The sequence below is a fragment of the Staphylococcus sp. EG-SA-15 genome (assembly GCF_017151895.1).
Lineage (GTDB): Bacteria > Bacillota > Bacilli > Staphylococcales > Staphylococcaceae > Staphylococcus > Staphylococcus aureus.
Genome location: NZ_JACVZN010000004.1, coordinates 88,357 through 107,663 on the forward strand (window position 1 = coordinate 88,357; position 19,307 = coordinate 107,663).

Annotated in this window: 16 protein-coding genes and 1 pseudogene; all 17 read left to right on the forward strand. The window is 33.2% G+C overall.

Translation table 11 applies throughout. The features are described 5' to 3' along the window. The first annotated feature begins 2 nt into the window (after window positions 1-2). A complete protein-coding gene (gene rsmH / locus IDG64_RS04195; protein WP_000468384.1) occupies window positions 3-938 on the forward strand; it encodes a 16S rRNA (cytosine(1402)-N(4))-methyltransferase RsmH in 936 nt (311 codons plus the stop codon). Window positions 939-951: 13 nt separating this feature from the next. Further along, window positions 952-1,353: a cell division protein FtsL gene (ftsL, locus tag IDG64_RS04200; RefSeq protein ID WP_000257598.1), complete on the forward strand. Its 402-nt coding sequence runs from the start codon at window positions 952-954 to the stop codon at window positions 1,351-1,353. Next, a complete protein-coding gene (locus IDG64_RS04205) occupies window positions 1,334-3,568 on the forward strand; it encodes a penicillin-binding protein (protein WP_001118659.1) in 2,235 nt (744 codons plus the stop codon). The genes ftsL and IDG64_RS04205 overlap by 20 nt, the downstream gene beginning before the upstream one ends. A 291-nt stretch (window positions 3,569-3,859) precedes the next feature. After that, window positions 3,860-4,825, forward strand: coding sequence for a phospho-N-acetylmuramoyl-pentapeptide-transferase (mraY, locus tag IDG64_RS04210; protein WP_000578458.1), 966 nt, complete (start codon window positions 3,860-3,862; stop codon window positions 4,823-4,825). 1 nt (window position 4,826) lies between these two features. Further along, window positions 4,827-6,176, forward strand: coding sequence for a UDP-N-acetylmuramoyl-L-alanine--D-glutamate ligase (gene murD, locus IDG64_RS04215; RefSeq protein ID WP_000935991.1), 1,350 nt, complete (start codon window positions 4,827-4,829; stop codon window positions 6,174-6,176). Between the two features lie 15 nt (window positions 6,177-6,191). Then, entirely contained in the window at window positions 6,192-7,511 is a 1,320-nt protein-coding gene (locus tag IDG64_RS04220; protein ID WP_000342184.1) for a cell division protein FtsQ/DivIB, read from the forward strand. A gap of 105 nt (window positions 7,512-7,616) precedes the next feature. Beyond that, entirely contained in the window at window positions 7,617-9,023 is a 1,407-nt protein-coding gene (gene ftsA, locus IDG64_RS04225; protein WP_000391032.1) for a cell division protein FtsA, read from the forward strand. 32 nt (window positions 9,024-9,055) lie between these two features. Then, on the forward strand, window positions 9,056-10,228 hold the full coding sequence (gene ftsZ, locus IDG64_RS04230; RefSeq protein WP_000888997.1) for a cell division protein FtsZ: 1,173 nt from the start codon (window positions 9,056-9,058) through the stop codon (window positions 10,226-10,228). 257 nt (window positions 10,229-10,485) lie between these two features. Next, on the forward strand, window positions 10,486-11,277 hold the full coding sequence (pgeF, locus tag IDG64_RS04235; protein ID WP_000999345.1) for a peptidoglycan editing factor PgeF: 792 nt from the start codon (window positions 10,486-10,488) through the stop codon (window positions 11,275-11,277). A gap of 23 nt (window positions 11,278-11,300) precedes the next feature. Then, complete coding sequence (locus IDG64_RS04240; RefSeq protein WP_024937023.1) at window positions 11,301-11,969, forward strand: YggS family pyridoxal phosphate-dependent enzyme; 669 nt, start codon at window positions 11,301-11,303, stop codon at window positions 11,967-11,969. Next, the gene (locus tag IDG64_RS04245) at window positions 11,966-12,529 is read left to right on the forward strand and encodes a cell division protein SepF (protein ID WP_000018608.1); all 564 of its coding nucleotides are present in this window, start codon (window positions 11,966-11,968) and stop codon (window positions 12,527-12,529) included. Before IDG64_RS04240 ends, IDG64_RS04245 begins: the two co-directional genes overlap by 4 nt. Before the next feature lie 11 nt (window positions 12,530-12,540). After that, a complete protein-coding gene (locus tag IDG64_RS04250) occupies window positions 12,541-12,831 on the forward strand; it encodes a YggT family protein (RefSeq protein ID WP_000354110.1) in 291 nt (96 codons plus the stop codon). 109 nt (window positions 12,832-12,940) lie between these two features. After that, window positions 12,941-13,720: a YlmH family RNA-binding protein gene (locus tag IDG64_RS04255; protein ID WP_001805409.1), complete on the forward strand. Its 780-nt coding sequence runs from the start codon at window positions 12,941-12,943 to the stop codon at window positions 13,718-13,720. Between the two features lie 23 nt (window positions 13,721-13,743). Then, window positions 13,744-14,361, forward strand: a complete 618-nt coding sequence (locus IDG64_RS04260; protein ID WP_001117066.1) for a DivIVA domain-containing protein — start codon at window positions 13,744-13,746, stop codon at window positions 14,359-14,361. Window positions 14,362-14,581: 220 nt separating this feature from the next. Beyond that, window positions 14,582-17,335, forward strand: coding sequence for an isoleucine--tRNA ligase (ileS, locus tag IDG64_RS04265; RefSeq protein ID WP_000384678.1), 2,754 nt, complete (start codon window positions 14,582-14,584; stop codon window positions 17,333-17,335). Window positions 17,336-17,624: 289 nt separating this feature from the next. Then, window positions 17,625-18,422: a VOC family protein gene (locus IDG64_RS04270; protein ID WP_000274841.1), complete on the forward strand. Its 798-nt coding sequence runs from the start codon at window positions 17,625-17,627 to the stop codon at window positions 18,420-18,422. Between the two features lie 376 nt (window positions 18,423-18,798). Then, window positions 18,799-19,095 (forward strand): annotated as a pseudogene (locus IDG64_RS04275) (transposase); the annotation flags it as partial. Window positions 19,096-19,307 lie beyond the last annotated feature (212 nt).

A 19,307-nucleotide genomic window follows, 5' to 3' on the forward strand; every position in this document is an offset into this window, starting at 1 on the left:
AAGTGTTTCATCATATCAGCGTTATGTTAAACGAAACCATTGATTATTTAAATGTAAAAGAAAATGGTGTGTACATTGACTGTACGCTAGGTGGAGCGGGACATGCCCTTTATTTACTAAATCAATTAAATGACGACGGAAGATTAATAGCAATCGATCAAGACCAAACTGCAATTGATAATGCTAAAGAGGTATTAAAGGATCATTTGCATAAGGTGACTTTTGTTCATAGCAACTTCCGTGAATTAACTCAAATATTAAAAGACTTAAACATTGAAAAAGTAGATGGAATTTATTACGACTTGGGTGTTTCAAGCCCACAACTCGACATTCCAGAACGAGGATTCAGTTATCACCATGACGCAACATTAGACATGCGTATGGACCAAACACAAGAACTAACAGCATATGAAATTGTTAACAATTGGTCATATGAAGCGTTAGTGAAGATTTTTTATCGCTATGGCGAGGAGAAATTTTCAAAACAGATAGCTCGAAGAATCGAAGCACATCGCGAACAACAACCAATAACAACAACATTAGAATTAGTTGACATTATAAAAGAAGGTATTCCTGCGAAAGCAAGAAGAAAAGGCGGACATCCTGCAAAACGAGTATTTCAAGCACTACGAATTGCAGTAAACGATGAATTGTCAGCTTTTGAAGATTCAATAGAACAAGCGATTGAATTAGTGAAAGTAGACGGCAGGATTTCGGTAATCACTTTCCATTCTTTAGAAGATCGTTTATGTAAACAGGTGTTCCAAGAATATGAAAAAGGTCCAGAGGTACCAAGAGGATTACCAGTTATACCAGAAGCATATACACCTAAGTTAAAACGTGTTAATCGTAAACCGATTACCGCTACAGAAGAAGATTTAGATGACAATAACAGAGCACGAAGCGCGAAATTACGTGTAGCTGAAATACTTAAATAAGGAGCAATTTATAATGGCTGTAGAAAAAGTGTACCAACCATATGACGAACAAGTTTATAATAGTATACCGAAGCAACAACCACAAACTAAGCCCGAAAAGAAGACTGTTTCGAGAAAAGTGGTTGTACAATTAACTAAATTTGAAAAAGTTTTATACATAACTTTGATTACTGTAATTGCTATGTTAAGTATTTATATGCTATCTTTAAAAATGGATGCGTATGATACGCGAGGAAAGATTGCAGATTTAGATTATAAAATAGATAAACAATCAAGTGAAAACAGTGCTTTACAATCTGAAATCAAAAAGAATTCTTCTTATGAACGCATATACGAAAAGGCTAAGAAACAGGGGATGAGCCTTGAGAACGATAATGTAAAGGTAGTGCGTAGTAATGGCGAAGCAAAAAATTAAAATTAAAAAAAATAAAATAGGGGCAGTCCTACTTGTTGGTTTATTCGGACTGCTCTTTTTTATATTGGTTTTAAGAATTTCATATATCATGATTACTGGACATTCTAATGGTCAAGATTTAGTCATGAAGGCAAATGAAAAGTATTTAGTTAAGAATGCACAACAACCAGAACGAGGAAAGATATATGATCGTAATGGTAAAGTGCTAGCAGAAGATGTAGAAAGATATAAACTTGTTGCAGTAATAGATAAAAAGGCGAGTGCCAATTCTAAAAAGCCTAGGCATGTAGTTGATAAAAAAGAGACTGCAAAGAAATTATCTACAGTCATTGATATGAAGCCAGAGGAAATTGAAAAGAGACTTAGTCAAAAGAAAGCTTTCCAAATTGAATTTGGACGCAAAGGAACAAATTTAACGTATCAGGATAAATTGAAAATAGAGAAAATGAATTTGCCTGGTATTTCTTTATTGCCTGAAACAGAACGCTTTTATCCAAATGGCAATTTTGCATCACACTTAATTGGTAGAGCTCAGAAAAATCCGGATACTGGTGAACTTAAAGGTGCGCTTGGAGTTGAAAAGATTTTTGATAGTTATTTAAGTGGATCTAAAGGATCATTGAGATATATTCATGATATTTGGGGATATATTGCACCAAATACTAAAAAAGAGAAGCAGCCTAAACGTGGTGATGATGTCCATTTAACAATCGATTCAAATATTCAAGTATTTGTTGAAGAAGCTTTAGATGGCATGGTTGAAAGATACCAGCCGAAAGATTTATTTGCGGTTGTCATGGATGCTAAAACTGGAGAAATTTTAGCATACAGTCAGCGACCAACATTTAATCCTGAAACTGGTAAAGACTTTGGTAAAAAGTGGGCAAATGACCTTTATCAAAACACATACGAGCCTGGATCAACATTTAAATCATATGGGTTAGCAGCTGCTATTCAAGAAGGTGTTTTTGATCCTGATAAGAAATATAAATCTGGACATAGAGATATTATGGGTTCACGTATTTCAGACTGGAATAGAGTCGGTTGGGGTGAAATCCCAATGTCACTCGGATTTACTTATTCATCTAATACATTGATGATGCATTTACAAGATTTAGTTGGTGCAGACAAAATGAAATCTTGGTATGAACGATTTGGATTTGGAAAATCAACTAAAGGTATGTTTGATGGAGAAGCACCTGGTCAAATTGGATGGAGTAATGAGTTACAACAAAAAACGTCATCATTTGGTCAATCGACAACTGTAACACCTGTTCAAATGTTACAGGCGCAATCAGCGTTCTTTAATGATGGTAATATGTTAAAACCATGGTTTGTGAATAGCGTTGAAAATCCTGTTAGTAAAAGACAATTTTATAAAGGGCAAAAACAAATCGCAGGCAAGCCAATAACAAAAGATACTGCTGAAAAAGTTGAAAAGCAATTGGATTTAGTTGTGAATAGTAAGAAGAGTCACGCTGCAAACTATCGTATTGATGGTTATGAGGTCGAAGGTAAGACTGGTACAGCACAAGTCGCTGCACCTAATGGTGGTGGATACGTTAAAGGTCCAAACCCATATTTTGTAAGTTTTATGGGTGACGCGCCGAAAAAAAATCCTAAAGTTATTGTATACGCTGGTATGAGCTTGGCACAAAAAAATGACCAAGAAGCTTATGAATTAGGTGTTAGTAAAGCGTTTAAACCAATAATGGAAAATACTTTGAAATATTTAAATGTAGGTAAATCAAAAGATGACACATCTAATGCAGAGTATAGTAAAGTGCCAGATGTTGAAGGTCAAGACAAACAAAAAGCTATTGATAATATGAGTGCAAAATCATTAGAACCAGTTACTATCGGTTCTGGCACACAAATAAAAGCACAATCTATAAAAGCAGGGAATAAAGTCTTACCTCATAGTAAAGTACTGTTATTAACAGACGGAGACATAACTATGCCTGACATGTCAGGATGGACGAAAGAAGATGTCATTGCTTTTGAAAACCTAACAAATATTAAAGTAAATTTAAAAGGTAGCGGTTTTGTGTCCCACCAATCAATTAGTAAGGGACAAAAACTTACTGAAAAAGATAAAATAGACGTAGAATTTTCATCAGAGAATGTAGACAGCAATTCGACGAATAATTCTGATTCAAATTCAGATGATAAGAAGAAATCTGACAGTAAAACTGACAAGGATAAGTCGGACTAACAAGAATGGCTACATTAAATAAGGGTGTATTGTCACTATTTGTTTTTACTAAAGTAATGCTGTGATAGAAAACAACATCTTCATTTAATCTTTATAAATAAGTGTTGATAGAGAATTTTAAGGTAGACGAGGTCAGATTAACTTGTTTGTTATAGGCAAACTTTTTATACTGGCCTCTTATGCCGTAAAAAAGAAAAATTATAAATTTTGATTACAACTTTGTTTATTTAATTGAAAAATTGATAATATATTAGTGGTTAAAAAAGTCTGGATTAAGAAGAGGAGATAGTTATGATTTTTGTATATGCGTTATTAGCGCTAGTGATTACATTTGTTTTGGTACCTGTTTTAATACCTACATTAAAAAGGATGAAATTTGGTCAAAGTATTCGAGAAGAAGGTCCACAAAGCCATATGAAGAAGACTGGTACACCAACGATGGGTGGACTAACATTTCTATTAAGTATTGTGATAACGTCTTTGGTGGCTATTATATTTGTAGATCAAGCTAATCCAATCATACTGTTATTATTTGTGACGATTGGTTTTGGGTTAATTGGTTTTATAGATGATTATATTATTGTTGTTAAAAAGAATAACCAAGGTTTAACAAGTAAACAGAAGTTTTTGGCGCAAATTGGTATTGCGATTATATTCTTTGTTTTAAGTAATGTGTTTCATTTGGTGAATTTTTCTACGAGCATACATATTCCATTTACGAATGTAGCAATCCCACTATCATTTGCATATGTTATTTTCATTGTTTTTTGGCAAGTAGGTTTTTCTAATGCGGTAAATTTAACAGATGGTTTAGATGGATTAGCAACTGGACTGTCAATTATCGGATTTACAATGTATGCCATCATGAGCTTTGTGTTAGGAGAAACGGCAATTGGTATTTTCTGTATCATTATGTTGTTTGCACTTTTAGGATTTTTACCATATAACATTAACCCTGCTAAAGTGTTTATGGGAGATACAGGTAGCTTAGCTTTAGGTGGTATATTTGCTACCATTTCAATCATGCTTAATCAGGAATTATCATTAATTTTTATAGGTTTAGTATTCGTAATTGAAACATTATCTGTTATGTTACAAGTCGCTAGCTTTAAATTGACTGGAAAGCGTATATTTAAAATGAGTCCGATTCATCATCATTTTGAATTGATAGGATGGAGCGAATGGAAAGTAGTTACAGTATTTTGGGCTGTTGGTCTGATTTCAGGTTTAATCGGTTTATGGATTGGAGTGCATTAAGATGCTTAATTATACAGGGTTAGAAAATAAAAATGTATTAGTTGTCGGATTGGCAAAAAGTGGTTATGAAGCAGCTAAATTATTAAGTAAATTAGGTGCGAATGTAACTGTCAATGATGGAAAAGACTTATCACAAGATGCTCATGCAAAAGATTTAGAATCTATGGGCATTTCTGTTGTAAGTGGAAGTCATCCATTAACGTTGCTTGATAATAATCCAATAATTGTTAAAAATCCTGGAATACCTTATACAGTATCTATTATTGATGAAGCAGTGAAACGAGGTTTGAAAATTTTAACAGAAGTTGAGTTAAGTTATCTAATCTCTGAAGCACCAATCATAGCTGTAACGGGTACAAATGGTAAAACGACAGTTACTTCTCTAATTGGAGATATGTTTAAAAAAAGTCGCTTAACTGGAAGATTATCCGGCAATATTGGTTATGTTGCATCTAAAGTAGCACAAGAAGTAAAGCCTACAGATTATTTAGTTACAGAGTTGTCGTCATTCCAGTTACTTGGAATCGAAAAGTATAAACCACACATTGCTATAATTACTAACATTTATTCGGCGCATCTAGATTACCATGAAAATTTAGAAAACTATCAAAATGCTAAAAAGCAAATATATAAAAATCAAACGGAAGAAGATTATTTGATTTGTAATTATCATCAAAGACAAGTGATAGAGTCGGAAGAATTAAAAGCTAAGACATTGTATTTCTCAACTCAACAAGAAGTTGATGGTATTTATATTAAAGATGGTTTTATCGTTTATAAAGGTGTTCGTATTATTAACACTGAAGATTTAGTATTGCCTGGTGAACATAATTTAGAAAATATATTAGCAGCTGTGCTTGCTTGTATTTTAGCTGGTGTACCTATTAAAGCAATTATTGATAGTTTAACTACATTTTCAGGAATAGAGCATAGATTGCAATATGTTGGTACTAATAGAACTAATAAATATTATAATGATTCCAAAGCAACAAACACGCTAGCAACACAGTTTGCCTTAAATTCATTTAATCAACCAATCATTTGGTTATGTGGTGGTTTGGATCGAGGGAATGAATTTGACGAACTCATTCCTTATATGGAAAATGTTCGCGCGATGGTTGTATTCGGACAAACGAAAGCTAAGTTTGCTAAACTAGGTAATAGTCAAGGGAAATCGGTCATTGAAGCGAACAATGTCGAAGACGCTGTTGATAAAGTACAAGATATTATAGAACCAAATGATGTTGTATTATTGTCACCTGCTTGTGCGAGTTGGGATCAATATAGTACTTTTGAAGAGCGTGGAGAGAAATTTATTGAAAGATTCCGTGCCCATTTACCATCTTATTAAAGGGTGTGAGTATTGATGGATGATAAAACGAAGAACGATCAACAAGAATCAAATGAAGATAAAGATGAATTAGAATTATTTACGAGGAATACATCTAAGAAAAGACGGCAAAGAAAAAGATCAAAGGCTACACATTTTTCTAATCAAAATAAAGATGATACATCTCAACAAGCTGATTTTGATGAAGAAATTTACTTGATAAATAAAGACTTCAAAAAAGAAGAAAGCAATGATAAAAATAATGATTCTGCTTCTAGTCATGCGAATGATAATAATATCGATGATTCTACAGACTCTAATATTGAAAATGAGGATTATAGATATAATCAAGAAATTGACGACCAAAATGAATCGAATGTAATTTCAGTCGACAACGAACAACCTCAATCAGCTCCTAAAGAACAAAATAGCGACTCGATTGATGAGGAAACAGTAACGAAAAAAGAACGAAAAAGTAAAGTAACACAATTAAAGCCATTAACACTTGAAGAAAAGCGGAAGTTAAGACGTAAGCGACAAAAGCGAATCCAATACAGTGTTATTACAATATTGGTATTGTTGATTGCTGTTATATTAATTTACATGTTTTCACCACTTAGTAAAATTGCGCATGTAAATATAAATGGAAATAATCACGTTAGTACTTCAAAGATAAACAAAGTTTTAGGTGTTAAAAATGATTCAAGGATGTATACGTTTAGTAAAAAAAATGCTATTAATGATCTCGAAGAGGATCCATTAATCAAAAGTGTTGAGATACACAAGCAATTACCAAACACATTAAACGTAGATATCACAGAAAATGAAATTATTGCTTTAGTGAAATATAAAGGTAAATATTTACCTTTATTAGAAAATGGTAAATTGCTTAAAGGTTCAAATGATGTCAAAATTAATGATGCACCTGTCATGGATGGTTTCAAAGGTACAAAAGAAGATGATATGATTAAGGCGTTATCTGAAATGACACCTGAAGTTAGACGATATATTGCCGAAGTGACATACGCCCCAAGTAAAAACAAACAAAGCAGAATTGAATTGTTTACGACAGATGGACTTCAAGTAATCGGTGATATTTCGACGATATCTAAGAAAATGAAATATTATCCGCAGATGTCACAATCATTATCAAGGGATAGTTCGGGTAAACTAAAAACACGAGGCTATATTGATTTATCAGTCGGTGCTTCATTTATCCCATACCGTGGAAACACGTCTAGTCAATCAGAAAGCGATAAAAATGTGACTAAATCATCTCAAGAGGAAAATCAAGCAAAAGAAGAATTACAAAGCGTTTTAAACAAAATTAACAAACAATCAAGTAAGAATAATTAAAAAATTTTGATATTGTCTATGTTTATAGTTCACAAGCCATTCAACGTATTGTAAACTAAGGATAGTGTATTTTTTTAATAGTAATTTGTCAGGAGGTGCCTATCTATGGAAGAACATTACTACGTAAGTATTGATATTGGATCATCAAGCGTAAAAACAATAGTAGGCGAGAAATTTCACAATGGTATAAATGTGATAGGTACAGGACAAACCTACACGAGCGGTATAAAAAATGGTTTAATTGATGATTTTGATATTGCGCGACAAGCAATCAAAGACACAATTAAAAAGGCATCAATCGCTTCGGGTGTTGATATTAAAGAAGTTTTCCTGAAATTACCTATCATTGGAACGGAAGTTTATGATGAATCAAATGAAATCGACTTTTATGAGGATACAGAAATCAACGGTTCACATATCGAAAAAGTATTAGAAGGTATTAGAGAAAAAAATGATGTGCAAGAAACAGAAGTAATTAATGTGTTCCCGATTCGTTTTATAGTCGATAAAGAAAATGAGGTTTCAGACCCTAAAGAATTAATTGCCAGACATTCATTAAAGGTTGAAGCAGGCGTAATTGCTATTCAAAAATCGATTTTAATTAATATGATTAAATGCGTAGAAGCATGTGGTGTTGATGTATTAGATGTTTACTCTGATGCATATAACTATGGTTCAATCCTAACAGCTACTGAAAAAGAGTTAGGTGCATGTGTCATTGATATTGGTGAAGACGTTACGCAAGTTGCTTTTTATGAACGCGGTGAATTAGTAGATGCTGATTCTATCGAAATGGCAGGGCGTGATATTACAGACGATATTGCACAAGGATTAAACACTTCTTATGAAACTGCTGAAAAAGTTAAACACCAATATGGTCATGCATTCTATGATTCTGCTTCAGATCAAGATATCTTCACTGTTGAACAGGTTGATAGTGATGAAACAGTACAGTATACTCAAAAAGATTTGAGTGACTTTATTGAAGCGCGTGTAGAAGAAATATTCTTCGAAGTATTTGATGTTTTACAAGATTTAGGATTAACAAAAGTAAATGGTGGGTTTATTGTAACTGGTGGATCTGCAAACTTACTTGGCGTAAAAGAATTATTATCAGATATGGTAAGTGAAAAAGTTAGAATTCACACGCCATCACAAATGGGAATTAGAAAACCTGAATTTTCTTCAGCAATTTCTACAATTTCTAGTAGTATCGCTTTTGATGAGTTATTAGATTATGTTACAATTAATTATCATGATAATGAAGAAACTGAAGAAGATGTTATTGATGTGAAAGACAAAGATAACGAATCTAAATTAGGCGGATTTGATTGGTTTAAACGTAAAACAAACAAAAAAGATACTCATGAAAATGAAGTAGAGTCAACAGATGAAGAAATTTATCAATCAGAAGATAATCATCAGGAACATAAACAGAATCATGAACATGTTCAAGACAAAGATAAAGAAGAAAGTAAATTCAAAAAACTAATGAAATCTCTATTTGAATGATTATTGGCCAATAAAACTAGGAGGAAATTTAAATGTTAGAATTTGAACAAGGATTTAATCATTTAGCGACTTTAAAGGTCATTGGTGTAGGTGGTGGCGGTAACAACGCCGTAAACCGAATGATTGACCACGGAATGAATAATGTTGAATTTATCGCTATCAACACAGACGGTCAAGCTTTAAACTTATCTAAAGCTGAATCTAAAATCCAAATCGGTGAAAAATTAACACGTGGTTTAGGAGCAGGAGCTAACCCTGAAATCGGTAAAAAAGCTGCAGAGGAATCTCGTGAACAAATTGAAGATGCAATCCAAGGTGCAGACATGGTATTTGTTACTTCTGGTATGGGTGGCGGAACTGGTACTGGTGCAGCACCAGTCGTTGCTAAAATTGCAAAAGAAATGGGCGCATTAACTGTTGGTGTTGTAACTCGTCCATTTAGTTTTGAAGGACGTAAACGTCAAACTCAAGCTGCTGCTGGAGTAGAAGCTATGAAAGCTGCAGTAGATACATTAATCGTTATACCAAATGACCGTTTATTAGATATCGTTGACAAATCTACGCCAATGATGGAAGCATTTAAAGAAGCTGACAACGTGTTACGCCAAGGTGTACAAGGTATCTCAGACTTAATCGCTGTTTCTGGTGAAGTAAACTTAGACTTTGCAGACGTTAAGACAATTATGTCTAACCAAGGTTCTGCATTAATGGGTATTGGTGTTTCTTCTGGTGAAAATAGAGCGGTAGAAGCTGCTAAAAAAGCAATCTCTTCTCCATTACTTGAAACATCTATCGTTGGTGCACAAGGTGTGCTTATGAATATTACTGGTGGCGAGTCATTGTCATTATTTGAAGCACAAGAGGCTGCTGATATTGTCCAAGATGCTGCAGATGAAGACGTTAATATGATTTTCGGTACAGTTATTAATCCTGAATTACAAGATGAGATTGTTGTAACAGTTATTGCAACTGGTTTTGATGACAAACCAACATCGCATGGTCGTAAATCTGGTAGCACTGGATTCGGAACAAGCGTAAATACTTCTAGCAATGCAACTTCTAAAGATGAATCATTCACTTCAAATTCATCAAATGCACAAGCAACTGATAGTGTAAGTGAAAGAACGCATACAACTAAAGAAGATGATATTCCAAGCTTCATTAGAAATAGAGAAGAAAGACGTTCAAGAAGAACAAGACGTTAATCGGTTAATATATACACAAATAATTCAACACAAATCATCAGATAACATATCTGATGATTTTTTTACTAATTTTTAGAACATGTAGAAGGACATTTAAGTTTTTCGAAGTTAATAAAAGTGTTTAAGTATCGTGTCAAAATTAAATCAAAAATTATTTGCGCAACATTTTAACTTTAAACATAAATGTTATATTATATAATTATTAACTTTGTACAGTTAGACGAAGATAATTTAAATGAAATGATGGTGACGATCGAGTGAATGATAATTTTAAAAAGCAACCGCATCATTTAATATATGAAGAATTATTACAACAAGGTATTACTCTAGGTATTACAACTAGAGGCGATGGTTTAAGTGACTATCCTAAAAATGCTTTTAATATGGCGAGATATATTGATGATCGCCCATATAATATTACTCAACATCAATTGCAATTAGCTGAAGAAATTGCGTTTGATAGAAAAAATTGGGTGTTTCCCATCCAAACACATGAAAATAAAGTCGCTTGTATTACAAAGGATGATATAGGCACAAATATAGACACTTTAACTGATGCGCTTCATGGTATTGATGCGATGTACACATATGATAGTAATGTCTTATTAACGATGTGTTATGCAGACTGTGTACCAGTATATTTTTATAGTACAAAACATCATTTTATTGCATTGGCGCATGCAGGTTGGCGTGGTACCTATACTGAAATTGTAAAAGAAGTGCTCAAACATGTGAACTTTGATTTGAAAGACTTACATGTCGTTATTGGACCATCTACATCATCAAGTTATGAAATTAATGATGATATTAAAAGTAAATTTGAAACATTGCCAATTGATAGTGCAAACTATATTGAAACTAGAGGACGAGATCGTCATGGTATTGATTTGAAAAAAGCCAATGCTGCATTATTAAATTATTATGGTGTTCCTAAAGAAAATATTTATACGACAGCGTATGCTACATCTGAACATTTAGAATTATTTTTCTCTTATCGATTAGAAAAAGGTCAAACAGGACGCATGTTAGCATTCATTGGTCAACAGTAAACAAGGAGGAGATATGCTTGCGTGTGAAAGATAATTTACAACAAATCTCAACACAAATTAATGACAAAAGTGAAAAAAATAATTTTTCAACAAAACCAAACGTGATTGCAGTTACAAAATATGTTACAATAGAGCGAGCTAAAGAAGCGTATGAGGCTGGAATAAGACATTTTGGTGAGAATAGATTGGAAGGCTTTTTTCAAAAGAAAGAAGCATTACCATCAGATGCGGTGATCCATTTTATAGGATCATTACAATCTCGAAAAGTTAAGGGCGTTATAAACGACGTAGATTATTTCCATGCTTTAGATCGATTGAGCTTAGCCAAAGAAATTAACAAACGTGCAGAACATAAAATTAAATGTTTCTTGCAAGTGAACGTTTCGGGAGAAGCTTCTAAACATGGTATTGCTTTAGAAGATGTTGATCAGTTTATAGATGATCTTAAAAAATATGACAAAATCGAAATTGTAGGTTTAATGACGATGGCACCATTGACAGATGATGAAGCATATATTAGATCGTTATTTAAACAGTTACGTTTGAAAAAAGAAGAAATACAACGACTCAATTTAGAATATGCGCCTTGTGATGAATTATCAATGGGAATGAGTAATGACTATCTTATTGCAGTTGAAGAAGGTGCGACGTTTGTTAGAATTGGGACTAAACTTGTAGGAGAAGAGGAGTGAGCCACTTGGCTTTAAAAGATTTATTTAGTGGATTTTTTGTAATAGATGATGAAGAGGAAGTAGAAGTACCTGACAAACAACAACAGGTAAATGAAGCGCCAGCAAAAGAGCAGTCACAACAAACAACAAAACAAAACGCAATCAAATCAGTCCCTCAGAAATCTGCATCAAGATATACAACAACGTCAGAAGAAAGGAATAACCGTATGTCTAATTATTCAAAAAATAATTCACGTAATGTTGTAACTATGAACAATGCTACACCAAACAATGCATCACAAGAAAGTTCAAAAATGTGTTTATTCGAACCACGTGTTTTTTCAGATACACAAGATATTGCTGATGAGCTTAAAAACCGCCGTGCGACACTTGTCAATTTACAACGTATTGATAAAGTATCAGCGAAAAGAATTATTGATTTTTTAAGCGGTACTGTTTATGCAATCGGTGGAGATATCCAACGTGTAGGTACTGATATTTTCTTATGTACGCCTGATAATGTGGAAGTAGCTGGAAGCATTACAGACCATATTGAAAATATGGAACATTCATTCGACTAAGGAGTTAACATATGGATATAAATGTGCTAGCTACAATATTTAAATTTATCCTTTTTGTTGTTGAAATTTATTATTTCGGCATGATTATATATTTCTTTACATCTTGGGTACCAAGTATTAGAGAAACTAAGATAGGTTATTTTTTAGCGAAAATATATGAACCTTTCTTACAACCATTTAGAAAAGTAATTCCACCTATTGGAATTATCGACATATCATCAATCGCTGCAATTTTCGTTTTAGTATTATTCCAAAAAGGGTTACTCCAAATCTTTAATTGGATTTTAATTCAATTACAATAAATTAAGTGACATAACGAGGCAAGGGTACATGATACTTTAGCCTCGTTTTTGATATGTATTTTTCTGAATATAAGGGCAATAGATGGTATTTTATAATTTTTTTAAGGTAGTGATTAACATAGATATTTATCAACACTTTAGACAGGAAGAATACGAATTAATTGATCAGCTAACGGATAAATGTGATCAAGCGGAACAGCATTATGCACCAGTATTAACGCATTTTTTAGATCCAAGAGGGCAATATATATTGGAAGTGATTTGTGGCAGTTATGAAGATTTAAACGTATCTTTTTATGGTGGACCTAATGCTGAAAGAAAAAGAGCAATCATTTCGCCGAACTATTATGAACCTAAAGAAAGCGACTTTGAATTAACTTTAATGGAAATAGATTATCCTGAAAAATTCGTCACTTTAAAACATCAACATATTTTAGGGACATTAATGTCTTTAGGTATCGAACGCGAACAAGTTGGAGATATAATTGTGAATGAACGAATTCAATTTGTTTTGACAAGTAGATTGGAATCATTTATTATGTTAGAATTACAACGTATTAAAGGCGCATCAGTTAAACTTTATACTATTCCAGTAACAGATATGATACAATCTAATGAGAATTGGAAAAATGAAAGTGCAACAGTTAGTTCTTTAAGGTTAGATGTTGTTATTAAAGAAATGATACGTAAATCACGTACGATTGCGAAACAACTAATCGAAAAAAAACGTGTTAAAGTGAATCACACTATTGTTGATTCAGCAGATTTTCAATTACAAGCAAATGATTTAATATCCATCCAAGGTTTTGGTAGAGCACACATTACTGACTTAGGTGGTAAAACTAAAAAAGATAAAACGCACATTACCTATAGAACATTATTCAAATAGTAATGATTTAAGGAGGATAACAAATGCCTTTTACACCAAATGAAATTAAGAATAAAGAGTTTTCACGTGTAAAGAATGGTTTAGAACCTACTGAAGTTGCTAATTTTTTGGAGCAACTAAGCACTGAAATTGAACGTCTTAAAGAAGATAAAAAACAACTTGAAAAAGTAATCGAAGAGAGAGATACTAATATTAAGTCTTATCAAGACGTGCATCAATCTGTAAGTGATGCTTTGATACAAGCTCAAAAAGCTGGTGAAGAAACTAAGCAAGCTGCAGAAAAACAAGCTGAAGCGATTATAGCTAAGGCAGAAGCGCAAGCTAATCAAATGGTTGGTGACGCGGTAGAAAAAGCACGCCGTTTAGCATTCCAGACTGAAGATATGAAACGTCAATCAAAAGTATTTAGATCGCGTTTCCGTATGTTAGTTGAAGCGCAATTAGACTTATTAAAAAACGAAGATTGGGATTACTTGTTGAATTATGATTTAGACGCTGAACAAGTGACGCTTGAAAATATTCATCATTTGCATGAAAATGATTTAAAGCCAGATGAAGTTGCAGCAAATGCACAAAATAATGCATCAAATACATCAGACAATAATCAACAATCCAATGATTCAGAAACAACTAAGAAGTAGGAATTAAATAAAGACAGACGCGTAATATACATTTAACTTTTCACAGCGAATTAGGTAATGGTGAGAGCCTAGTAAAAGCATGTATGTTATATCACTGGCTTTTTAATATTTAAATAATGTAATGAGAGAACTCTAAGTTGAGTTAATAAGGGTGGTACCGCGAGCAATCGTCCCTTTTAATTTAACTTAGAGTTTTTTAAATTTTTAAGGAGTGAAAAAAATGGATTACAAAGAAACGTTATTAATGCCTAAAACAGATTTCCCGATGCGAGGTGGTTTACCAAACAAGGAGCCGCAAATTCAAGAAAAATGGGATGCAGAAGATCAATACCATAAAGCGTTAGAAAAAAATAAAGGTAACGAAACATTCATTTTACATGATGGCCCACCATACGCGAATGGTAACTTACATATGGGACATGCCTTGAACAAAATTTTAAAAGACTTTATTGTACGTTATAAAACTATGCAAGGGTTCTATGCACCATACGTACCAGGTTGGGATACACATGGTTTACCAATTGAACAAGCATTAACGAAAAAAGGTGTTGACCGAAAGAAAATGTCAACAGCTGAATTCCGTGAGAAATGTAAAGAATTTGCTTTAGAACAAATTGAATTACAGAAAAAAGATTTTAGACGTTTAGGTGTTCGTGGTGACTTTAATGATCCATATATTACATTAAAACCTGAATACGAAGCTGCACAAATTCGTATTTTTGGAGAAATGGCAGATAAAGGTTTAATTTATAAAGGTAAAAAGCCAGTTTATTGGTCTCCTTCAAGTGAGTCTTCATTAGCAGAAGCAGAAATTGAATATCACGATAAACGTTCAGCATCAATTTACGTTGCATTTGACGTTAAAGATGACAAAGGTGTCGTAGATGCAGATGCTAAATTTATTATCTGGACAACAACGCCATGGACAATTCCATCAAATGTTGCGATTACCGTTCATCCTGAATTAAAATATGGTCAATACAATGTAGGTGGCGAAAAATATATTATTGCAGAAGCCTTATCTGACGCTGTAGCAGAAGCACTGGATTGGGATAAAGCATCAATCAAATTAGAAAAAGAATACACAGGTAAAGAATTAGAGTATGTTGTAGCACAACATCCATTCTTAGACAGAGAATCGTTAGTGATTAATGGCGATCATGTTACTACAGATGCTGGTACAGGTTGTGTACATACAGCACCAGGTCACGGGGAAGATGACTATATTGTTGGTCAAAAATATGAATTGCCAGTAATTAGTCCAATCGATGATAAAGGTGTATTTACTGAAGAAGGCGGCCAATTTGAAGGGATGTTCTATGATAAAGCTAATAAAGCCGTTACTGATTTATTAACAGAAAAAGGTGCACTATTAAAATTAGACTTTATTACACATAGCTATCCACACGACTGGAGAACAAAAAAACCTGTAATCTTCCGTGCTACACCACAATGGTTTGCCTCAATCAGTAAAGTAAGACAAGATATTTTAGATGCAATCGAAAATACAAACTTCAAAGTAAATTGGGGTAAAACACGTATTTACAATATGGTTCGTGACCGTGGCGAATGGGTTATTTCTCGTCAACGTGTGTGGGGTGTACCGTTACCAGTATTTTATGCTGAAAATGGCGAAATTATCATGACGAAAGAAACAGTGAATCATGTTGCTGATTTATTTGCAGAACACGGTTCAAATATTTGGTTTGAAAGAGAAGCGAAAGACTTACTACCAGAAGGATTTACACATCCAGGCAGCCCTAACGGTACATTTACTAAAGAAACAGACATTATGGACGTTTGGTTTGATTCTGGTTCATCACACCGTGGCGTGTTGGAAACAAGACCGGAATTAAGTTTCCCAGCGGATATGTATTTAGAAGGTAGTGACCAATATCGTGGTTGGTTCAACTCTTCTATCACAACTTCAGTTGCTACAAGAGGAGTATCACCTTATAAATTCTTACTTTCTCATGGTTTTGTTATGGACGGTGAAGGTAAGAAAATGAGTAAATCTTTAGGTAATGTGATTGTACCTGACCAAGTGGTTAAACAAAAAGGTGCTGATATTGCGAGACTTTGGGTAAGTAGTACGGACTATTTAGCTGATGTTAGAATTTCTGATGAAATTTTAAAACAAACATCTGATGTTTATCGTAAAATCAGAAATACATTAAGATTTATGTTAGGTAACATTAACGATTTCAATCCTGACACAGATAGCATTCCTGAATCAGAGTTATTAGAAGTGGATCGTTACTTGCTAAATCGTTTACGTGAATTTACTGCAAGTACGATTAACAACTATGAAAACTTTGACTACTTAAATATTTATCAAGAAGTTCAAAACTTTATCAATGTTGAGTTAAGTAATTTCTATTTGGATTACGGTAAAGATATTTTATATATTGAACAACGTGATTCTCATATCCGTCGTAGTATGCAAACAGTGTTATATCAAATTTTAGTTGATATGACGAAGTTGTTAGCACCAATCTTAGTGCATACAGCTGAAGAAGTTTGGTCTCATACACCACATGTTAAAGAAGAAAGTGTTCACTTAGCAGACATGCCTAAAGTTGTAGAAGTAGATCAAGCTTTATTGGATAAATGGCGTACATTTATGAATTTACGTGATGATGTGAACCGTGCATTAGAAACTGCTCGTAATGAAAAAGTTATTGGTAAATCATTAGAAGCTAAAGTTACGATTGCTAGTAACGATAAATTTAATGCATCTGAATTCTTAACTTCATTTGATGCATTACATCAATTATTTATCGTGTCACAAGTTAAAGTTGTAGATAAGTTAGACGATCAGGCAACAGCTTATGAACATGGTGATATTGTCATCGAACATGCAGATGGTGAAAAATGTGAAAGATGTTGGAACTATTCAGAGGATCTTGGTGCTGTTGATGAATTGACGCATCTATGTCCACGATGCCAACAAGTTGTAAAATCACTTGTATAATTGAAATTGTATAAAGTACTCATACAGATGATATAAATTAAAGCTCTCTTCATAATCATGTTGTAGTTTTTGTTGACATGATGAAGAGAGTTTTTTTGTGAATAAAAAAATGACCAAGTTACCGGTCATATATGTAAAAAATGTGCGATTTACTAAAATAAAAATTATTCAGGAATGGTACAAATTCTCTGAGGCATATAAATGCGTTATAGTTGCTATTCTCAATTATGTTCGCGATAATTTTAAGTAAAAGTAAGCACAGATATTGAATTTGATAGGAGTTAATTGAATGTATCATAACAGTAACGCAAACTTTGTCAATGGTATCACTTTAAATGTGAGAGATAAGAATGAATTAAAGCCATTTTATGAGGACATATTAGGATTAAATATTATAAATGAGACATTAACATCGATACAATATGAAGTAGGTCAAAATAATCATGTCATTACACTTGTTGAATTACAAAATGGACGTGAACCTTTAATGTCCGAAGCGGGACTGTTTCATATCGCAATTAAACTACCTCAAATTAGTGATTTAGCTAATTTACTAATTCATTTAAGCGAATATGATATTCCAGTTAACGGAGGTATACAGCCTGCTTCGTTATCATTATTTTTTGAAGACCCAGAAGGAAACGGTTTTAAATTTTATGTTGATAAAGACGAAGCGCAATGGACGAGGCAAAATGATTTAGTAAAAATTGATATTAGACCATTAAATGTACCGAGATTAGTGAGTCATGCAACAAAATTGTTATGGTTAGGTATTCCAGATGACGCTATTATAGGTGCATTGCATATTAAGACAATTCATTTATCAGAGGTAAAAGAGTACTACCTCGATTATTTTGGATTAGAGCAATCGGCATATATGGATGATTATTCAATATTTTTAGCATCGAATGGCTATTATCAACATTTGGCCATGAATGATTGGGTATCAGCAACGAAACGTGTAGAAAATTTTGATACGTATGGATTAGCAATTGTTGACTTTCATTATCCTGAAACAACACATTTAAATTTACAAGGTCCGGATGGTATCTATTATCGCTTTAATCATATCGAAGTTGAAGATTAGTATATACTTTGAATGGACGAACCATATAATGAATCGTTTTTAATGATCTTTTTATACAAGTTATGAAGGAGGCTGGGACATAAATCCCTAAAAAACAGCAGTAAGATAATTTTCAATTAGAAAATATCTTACTGCTGTTCTCTATTTATACAATACTTCGTATTGAATGGCTTCGCTATGCCCATCTGGCACATTACTGTAAAATTCTATAAATAGAATTTTTGATGATGGGTCCCTTCCTAGGGTGCCGTCTCAGCCACCCCAACCGGCACATTGTTGTAAGCTGACTATATGTCAGCTTCTGTGTTGGGGCCCCTGTCTTCGACTGGCACTGCTCCCTCAGGAGTCTCGCCATTAATACTACGTATTAACATGTAATTTTACTTTGAAATACTTTAAAGCCCAAATTAATCAAAAGCTTTCTGAACCAGAAACGAAAAAAATCAATAGTCAAAGAAAAATTGATGTAGAGCCTGTTTTTGGATTTGTGAAGGCTATTTTGGGTTTCACTAGAATGTCAGTTCGAGGAATAAATAAAGTTAAACGAGAGCTAGGTTTTGTATTAATGGTACTTAATATAAGGAAAATAGCAGCTCAACGAGCTGTACATTATAAAATACATATCAAAAAAGCTGATTTCTATCAAATAATTAATAGAAAACAGCTTTTTTAAATTGCCTAAGAACTTAATGTCCCAGCCTCTTTCCTAATTTTTAATGTCATCTTAAATATGATAAATGAATAATTAAGTTCATATTTAATGTCAAAACATAGTAGTTTATCAAGTATTGAGTTAGTAACATTAGATTTAATGTAATATGCTTACTTTTTTTATTAGCAGGTGTAAGCTATAATATAAAGAGTTGTCTTATGGACGATTGATTG

Coding starts and splice junctions, on each gene's coding strand:
- IDG64_RS04220 (WP_000342184.1), top strand. CDS start 6,192: ATGGATGATAAAACGAAGAACGATCAACAAGAATCAAATGAAGATAAA.
- IDG64_RS04270 (WP_000274841.1), top strand. CDS start 17,625: ATGTATCATAACAGTAACGCAAACTTTGTCAATGGTATCACTTTAAAT.
- IDG64_RS04260 (WP_001117066.1), top strand. CDS start 13,744: ATGCCTTTTACACCAAATGAAATTAAGAATAAAGAGTTTTCACGTGTA.
- IDG64_RS04250 (WP_000354110.1), top strand. CDS start 12,541: ATGGATATAAATGTGCTAGCTACAATATTTAAATTTATCCTTTTTGTT.
- ftsA (WP_000391032.1), top strand. CDS start 7,617: ATGGAAGAACATTACTACGTAAGTATTGATATTGGATCATCAAGCGTA.
- IDG64_RS04205 (WP_001118659.1), top strand. CDS start 1,334: ATGGCGAAGCAAAAAATTAAAATTAAAAAAAATAAAATAGGGGCAGTC.
- murD (WP_000935991.1), top strand. CDS start 4,827: ATGCTTAATTATACAGGGTTAGAAAATAAAAATGTATTAGTTGTCGGA.
- mraY (WP_000578458.1), top strand. CDS start 3,860: ATGATTTTTGTATATGCGTTATTAGCGCTAGTGATTACATTTGTTTTG.
- ileS (WP_000384678.1), top strand. CDS start 14,582: ATGGATTACAAAGAAACGTTATTAATGCCTAAAACAGATTTCCCGATG.
- ftsZ (WP_000888997.1), top strand. CDS start 9,056: ATGTTAGAATTTGAACAAGGATTTAATCATTTAGCGACTTTAAAGGTC.
- ftsL (WP_000257598.1), top strand. CDS start 952: ATGGCTGTAGAAAAAGTGTACCAACCATATGACGAACAAGTTTATAAT.